Consider the following 6,790-nt stretch of genomic DNA (forward strand, 5'->3'; position numbering starts at 1 on the left):
ACTGTCGTTCCTTTCGTTGCCTGTACTGACAACGGACGACACCGTCGAATTACTCCCCGAACTTCATGGCAATCGGGTAACGATCAGGACCGTGGCCGGACCAGGCCGGTCTCGTAAGCCAGAACTACCGCTTGCACTCGATCTCGAAGGCCCAACTTCGTCAGCATTCGACCGACGTGCGTCTTGACAGTTGCCTCGGACAACACGAGTCCCCTGGCGATCTCCGCGTTGGACAAACCAGTGGCGAGCAGCCCGAGCACCTCCCGTTCGCGTTCTGTGAGTGTGTCGAGCACACCGGGATCCTGGATCGGGGCCGACTCCTCCGCGATGAATCTCGTGAGCAGTCGTTTGGTGACCTTCGGCGACACGACCGCATCGCCCGCAGCAACACTTCGAATGGCCGAGATCAGATCCTCGGGCGGGGTGTCCTTGAGCAGGAATCCACTCGCACCAGCTCGCAATGCGCCCAGCACGTGTTCGTCCAGGTCGAACGTCGTCATGACAAGCACTCGCGAGGATGCGCTGGAAGAGGTGATCTGCGACGTCGCAGTCACGCCGTCGACTCCGGGCATGCGAACGTCCATGAGGACAACGTCGGGCGTGAGTTCGAATACCGCCTTGACCGCCGACTCGCCGTCCGCTGCCTCGCCTACGACGTCGATGTCGTCCTGAGCATCGAGGACCATCGCAAGTCCCATCCGCATCAGCTGTTGGTCGTCGACTATGAGCACAGAGATCGGCACCGAAACAACCTATCGCTATTCGAGTGGCAACTCCGCGCGCACGCGCCAGTGACCATCGTCTGCGGAGCCTGCCTCCAGCGTGCCCTGCAGCACCGCGACTCGCTCTCGCATGCCCAGCAGCCCGTTGCCAGTTCCCTGGACCGTGCTCGTGGACACACCGACCCCGTTGTTGACGATCTCGACGAGGACGTCCTCGGCTCGCCGGACGACGGACACCCTCGCCTTGGGTGCGTGGCCACCGTGACGCAGCACATTCGTCAGAGATTCCTGCACCAATCGGTGGATCCCGAGACTGATTGCCGGGCTGATGTCGTCGAGGTTTCCCGTTTGCTCGATCTCCACGTTCAGCCCCGCCCTGGACATCATGTCCACTACCTTGGCCAGACCTGCAGTCCCGTAGAGCGGCATGTCGTCGACGTAGGGGTTGGTGCGCAGAAGTGCCACGGTTCGGCGCAGTTCAGCGAGAGCTTGCCTGCCGGTCGCAGAAATGTTCGCGACAGCCTGCTCCGCCCGATCAGGATCCTTCCGAATTGCATAGGACGCACCGTCCGCCTGCACGACCATGACACTGACGCCATGCGCGATGACGTCGTGAAGTTCACGTGCGATGCGCGTTCGCTCCATTGCGACCGCTTCCTCCGCACGGCGGTCACGATCGTATTCCGCTACCGCGAGTCGCGCTTCGACCGCTTCGTCGTATGCCCTTCTTGCGCCGAGGAACTCGGCGGCGACCCACGCAAGCGAATACATCAGCACTGTGAACAACACTGTGGAAATAGGTTCCTGACCGAAAGCGAGCAATCCGACGATCGCATCGCCCGTCAGCGCGACCAGGTAGATCGCTGCGTCGCGACGCCCGACGTACACGACCAGGGTGTAGAGCATGATCGGCAGCGCGAGTAGCGACGGATGAAGGTTCGTGGACTCTCCGACCCCCATGCCGGCGAGGCTGCTGAAAAGCGATGCGGTCAACACCGATCCGGCCACGATGCGCGGGTGGCGACGCCGCCAAGCGACCGGAACCGAGACTGCCACCGCGACGAGAATGTAGAGCGGCCAACTGCGCATCTCGGAGTTTCCGACGAAGGCAATCGCGTCGAATACGAAGAGAATGCCCGCCAGGAGCGAATCCGCAACGAAGGGCTTGCCCCTGAGCCATAAGCTGAACCTGCGCATGTGATTGAGTTTGCCGCATGACGGCAGCCGACTGGGGATTGTTGATGGTCGCTGCACTCGCGGCAGGATGGGTCGATGCCGTTGTCGGCGGTGGCGGTCTCATCCTGCTCCCTGCGCTCCTCGTCGTCGCGCCTGGACTCACCGCTCAGGCGGCACTGGCCACCAACAAGATGACTGCGGTTTTCGGGACCTTCACCGCGGTAGTGACGTTTACGCGCAAGATCAAGCTCGACTGGCATGTCATGGCCCCGGCAGGCATTGCCGCTGCTGCCACGTCGGCGTGCGGCGCGGCTGCAGTGTCATTGATCGACCGGGACTTGTTCATCCCCATCATCATGGTTGTCCTGGTGGGCGTCGCGGTCTTGGTCACTGCGCGACCGACGATCGGAACCGTCGCCGGGGATCACCCTCCCACTCGCCGGAAGTTCGTGCTCGTGGTGTTCTTGGCCGCTGGTGGATTCGGCTTCTACGACGGCATTCTCGGTCCAGGAACGGGAACCTTCTTCATCATCGCGTTCGCGACTCTGTTGGGCACCGAGTTCGTGCGCAGCGCCGCGATGGCGAAAGTCCTGAACCTGGGTTCGAATCTGGGGGCCCTCGCGTTCTTTGCGGTCACCGGGCATGTGATGTGGCAGTTGGGAGCCGCCATGGCCGCGTGCAACGTGGTCGGTGCGCTGATCGGATCGCGAACCGCCCTGTCCAGAGGGTCCGGCTTCGTCAGAATTGTGTTGCTCGTGGTGGTCATCGGCATGGTTGTACGCCTGGGATGGCAACAATTCGGCTAATCTCGGTCCCTGTGACTCAGTTGTCGAAACGGCACGTCGACCCGGACTTCCTTGCGCTTCCGCTACGAGAGCTCGCAGACGCCGCGCTCGACGCCGCCAAACGGGCAGGCGCGACACACGCGGACTTTCGTGTTCACCGCCTCGTCACACAGTCACTCAACCTCCGAGACAGCGTCGTCCAGTCCGCCGTCGACAGTTCTGAAATAGGTCTGGCGGTGCGCGTCGTCGTAGACGGAACATGGGGCTTCGCATCACAATCCGAATTGTCGGTCGCTGCTGCGGTCGACGCTGCGCGGTCCGCAGTGGGAGTGGCGACCGCGTTGCGCGCACTCAACCGGGAGTCTGTCGAGCTCGCCGCGGAGCCCATCTATTCCGATGCCACGTGGGTCTCGCGGTACGACATCGATCCGTTCGACGTACCGACGAACGAGAAGGTCGACCTCCTCGCCGCGTACTCGGACTCGCTGCGATCCGCAGAGGGGATCGACCACGTCACCGCGTCCGTCCTCCAAGTGAAAGAGCAGAGCTTCTACGCGGATCTGGCGGGCAGCACGATTACCCAGCAGCGCGTGCGCCTACACCCACAGCTGGAGGCAACGACAGTCGACCAGGAGGCAGGCGCGTTCGAGACCATGCGCACACTTGCGCCGCCGGTGAGCAGGGGTTGGGAGTACCTGGGCCAGGAAAGCACGTGGGACTGGGCAGACGAACTCGAACGAATCCCGTATTGGCTGTCGGAAAAGGTCAAGTCTCCGTCGGTCGAACCCGGACCCAAGGATCTCGTGATCGACCCCACCAACCTCTGGCTGACCATTCACGAATCCGTCGGACACGCAACCGAATACGACCGGGCAATCGGCTACGAGGCGGCGTACGCAGGGACGTCCTTCGCAACACCGGACAAACTGGGAAAGTTGAAGTACGGCAGTCCCTCCATGCACGTGACGGCAGATCGGACCGAAGAACACGGACTTGCGAGCACTGGATTCGACGACGATGGCGTCGCCGCACAGCAGTGGGACCTGGTCCGCGACAGCATACTCGTCGGGTACCAGTTGGACCGCGTCTTCGCGCCGCGCCTGGGCCTCGAACGTTCGAACGGCTGTTCCTACGCTGACTCACCGCACCACGTTCCGATACAGCGGATGGCGAACGTGTCCCTGCAACCGGATCCTGTCGTCGATCGCACCATCGACGATCTGGTCTCTCGAGTCGAGGACGGGATCTACGTCGTGGGAGACAAGTCCTGGTCGATCGACATGCAACGGTACAACTTTCAATTTACCGGGCAACGGTTCTTCAGAATCCGCAATGGACGACTCGACGGGCAGCTTCGTGACGTCGCGTACCAGGCCACAACGACGGACTTCTGGGGTTCGATGGAGGTCGTGGGAGGTCGATCGACACGGCGGTTGGGCGGTGCATTCAACTGCGGGAAGGCGCAGCCGGGTCAGGTGGCCGCCGTGAGCCACGGATGTCCTGCAGCGTTGTTCCGCGGAGTCAACGTGTTGAACACGCGAACGGAGGCGGGCGCATGATTCCCGGCCACGACTTGGTGGAACGTGCACTCGGCGCTGCCACCGTCGACGAGACGATCGTCATCGTCACCGATTCGAGTGAGGCCTCGCTGCGGTGGGCCGGGAATTCGATGACGACCAACGGTATCTCCACACTGCGACGGTGGACAGTGGTATCGATCGTTCGCGACAGCGCCGGCGCTCGCGCAGCCACCGTTTCCTCGACGTCGGTCGATCCTGCGGACATCGACGCGGTCGTGAAGGACGCCGAAACGGCGGCTCGTGCAGCCGGTCTCGCCGAAGACGCGATGCCGTTGCTCGAGGGTGACGGCGCACCTGCCTCGTGGGATGCGCCTTCCGAACGGACCAGCATCGACGTCTTCGGCTCGCTGACCGGGGGCCTCGCGACCGGATTCGACGGCACCGACACACTCTACGGATTTGCTCATCATCAGATCGAGACTGTGTGGCTGGGCTCGTCGACCGGGCTCAGAAGGCGCTACACACAACCCACTGGTTCGGTCGAGATCAACGGGAAGCGCGGCGATGCCAGCGCATGGGTCGGCGCGGGAACCCCGCTCTTCGGCGACATCGCCATCGAGAAGTTGCTCGTCGAACTGTCGACCCGCCTGGACTGGGCTTCGACGAGTATCGAACTTCCAGCGGGACGGTACGAGACAATTCTGCCCCCCTCCGCGGTCGCGGACCTCATGATCTACCTGATGTGGACCATGGAGGGGCGCGGCGCGGAAGAGGGGCATACCGCTCTGTCCAGAGCAGGCGGAACGAGGATCGGAGAGAAGCTCGGACGTCTCCCCTTGACGCTCTACTCGGACCCGCGAGCGGCCGGCCTCGAGTACTCGCCCTTTCTCGCGACCGGATCCTCGAACGATTCGGTATCCCTGTTCGACAACGGGATGCCGACATCGCGAGTGGATTGGATCAAGGGCGGCGTGATCAACGCGCTGGCGTACCCGCGATTCGCGGCAGAGCGTTTCAACGCTCACGTCACGTTGCCCGGAGACAACCTCGTTCTGACGGGTGCCGACGCCGGTATCGACGACATGATCGCCCGGACCGAACATGGACTGCTCTTGACCACGCTCTGGTACATACGCGAAGTCGATCCCACAACGCTGTTGCTGACCGGCCTCACGCGGGATGGCGTGTACTCCATCCAGGACGGTAGGGTCATCGGCGCCGTCAACAACTTTCGATTCAACGAAAGTCCGCTCGACCTGCTGCGCCGTGTCACCGAGGCCGGGGCAACTCAGCCCACGTTGCCCCGAGAGTGGAAAGACTGGTTCACTCGGACTGCAATGCCGCCCTTACGTATCCCTGACTTTTATATGTCCTCGGTGAGTGCCGCTCAATAGTTACTCACTCGGTCCGGACACCTCGAGCGCGATGTTGTCGGGATCGCGGAACTCCAAGATTGCCAGACCTGGGCCACCTACCTTGATCGGCTCGTGTGCGATACCGAGGCGATCAAGCGTCGCTACTGCATCGTGTAGGTCCTGGTTGGTGTCGACACCGAAGCTGAGGTGGTCGAGGCCGGCTCGGTCCTCGTCGAAGGTATCGCCGTCGGCTGCTACCGGCCTGAGTCCGAACAATCCACCCGCGAACTTGTAGATGACTCCGCCGAAAAGGAACCACAGAGACTTCTTGGTTTCTTCGTCGGCGTTCGGATCCCACTCGAAGGCCACCTCGAACCCGAAGACGTCGTCGTAGAACTTGCGTGAGGTTTCGATGTTGCTGACCGTGAGACGGACGTGGTGGAAATCTGATGCTGCGATCGGCACGAAGGTGCTCCGTTCTGGTGGCGTTACTAATTATCGGTGCCCGACACCGCCCTGATGTGGATTTCAGGTCGCCGATCACGCGTGTACCCGTTACACGCAGGCGGAATCCTCGATGCTCAAAAGCGGGCCACGAGGGTGTTCTCGCGCCGAGCTATCCACCATCGGTCCCCGTGTCGTACGAGAACGTACAGAGCTGTCATCTCGGCCGCCTCGCCGGACTCGGCCGACTTCTTCGAGGACCATGCACGCTTCTGGGCTACGGCGACATCGGAACCGACGTAGGCGAGAGCGAACGGTTCGTAGTAGGCCGTCGCGTCGGCAAGCGCACCACCGAGGCTCAGCATGGTGGCCCCTCGTATCGCAGCCGCGCCTTCGAGTACGACTCCGATGGCCGTGACGACGACCGCGTCCTCCGCGAAGTGTGCAACGGACAGCTCGACGTCGTTGTCGTTGAAGCCCCTCTCGACGTCGCTGATGATGGCACGGATTTCGACGTCGTCGCGCGACGACAATGGCACGGTCACTCGGGGTGTCGATTCGGTCATGTGCACAGCATGCAACCTCGAGTTTGCTCGAGGTCAAGTCCGTGCCTTCAGCCCCAGAGGGGGTTCGGATGTGAACTGATTTCCGCGAATAAGGGTGCGTCTGTGCAGGATTGGCGACTTTGTCGGTGAGGTGGGTTACAGTTCCAGCAGTGAATCGAACATCAGTTCGAACTTCGGATTGCAGGGGGTGACGCATGACGACGACCGAGTGTGAGGACACCC

The 6,790-nt window shown here is 62.3% G+C and carries 7 protein-coding genes; 3 read left to right on the forward strand and 4 right to left on the reverse strand.

Translation table 11 applies throughout. From position 1 onward, the window contains the following. Window positions 1–83: 83 nt before the first annotated feature. Both A2J03_RS23820 and A2J03_RS23825 read right to left on the reverse strand, forming a co-directional pair. Window positions 84–743 carry a response regulator gene (locus A2J03_RS23820; RefSeq protein WP_068378932.1) on the reverse strand — a complete coding sequence of 220 codons (660 nt, stop codon included), beginning with the start codon at window positions 741–743 and terminating at the stop codon, window positions 84–86. 15 nt (window positions 744–758) lie between these two features. Next, window positions 759–1,919 carry a sensor histidine kinase gene (locus A2J03_RS23825; protein WP_068378935.1) on the reverse strand — a complete coding sequence of 387 codons (1,161 nt, stop codon included), beginning with the start codon at window positions 1,917–1,919 and terminating at the stop codon, window positions 759–761. Window positions 1,920–1,936: 17 nt separating this feature from the next. Between A2J03_RS23825 and A2J03_RS23830 the strand changes: the two genes are divergently transcribed. From A2J03_RS23830 to A2J03_RS23840, 3 genes are read left to right on the forward strand one after another with little or no spacing between them, the layout of a single operon-like run. Further along, window positions 1,937–2,704 carry a TSUP family transporter gene (locus A2J03_RS23830; RefSeq protein ID WP_068378939.1) on the forward strand — a complete coding sequence of 256 codons (768 nt, stop codon included), beginning with the start codon at window positions 1,937–1,939 and terminating at the stop codon, window positions 2,702–2,704. 11 nt (window positions 2,705–2,715) lie between these two features. Beyond that, window positions 2,716–4,242, forward strand: coding sequence for a TldD/PmbA family protein (locus tag A2J03_RS23835; RefSeq protein WP_442971402.1), 1,527 nt, complete (start codon window positions 2,716–2,718; stop codon window positions 4,240–4,242). Further along, the gene (locus tag A2J03_RS23840) at window positions 4,239–5,597 is read left to right on the forward strand and encodes a metallopeptidase TldD-related protein (protein WP_068378941.1); all 1,359 of its coding nucleotides are present in this window, start codon (window positions 4,239–4,241) and stop codon (window positions 5,595–5,597) included. The genes A2J03_RS23835 and A2J03_RS23840 overlap by 4 nt, the downstream gene beginning before the upstream one ends. Here the strand turns inward: A2J03_RS23840 and A2J03_RS23845 are convergent, their stop codons facing one another. Continuing rightward, window positions 5,598–6,023, reverse strand: a complete 426-nt coding sequence (locus A2J03_RS23845; RefSeq protein WP_068378944.1) for a VOC family protein — start codon at window positions 6,021–6,023, stop codon at window positions 5,598–5,600. It lies immediately after the preceding gene. Between the two features lie 116 nt (window positions 6,024–6,139). Next, the gene (locus tag A2J03_RS23850; protein WP_068378947.1) at window positions 6,140–6,568 is read right to left on the reverse strand and encodes an SgcJ/EcaC family oxidoreductase; all 429 of its coding nucleotides are present in this window, start codon (window positions 6,566–6,568) and stop codon (window positions 6,140–6,142) included. Window positions 6,569–6,790 lie beyond the last annotated feature (222 nt).

The sequence above is a fragment of the Rhodococcus sp. EPR-157 genome (assembly GCF_001647195.1).
Classification (GTDB): Bacteria; Actinomycetota; Actinomycetes; order Mycobacteriales; family Mycobacteriaceae; genus Rhodococcoides.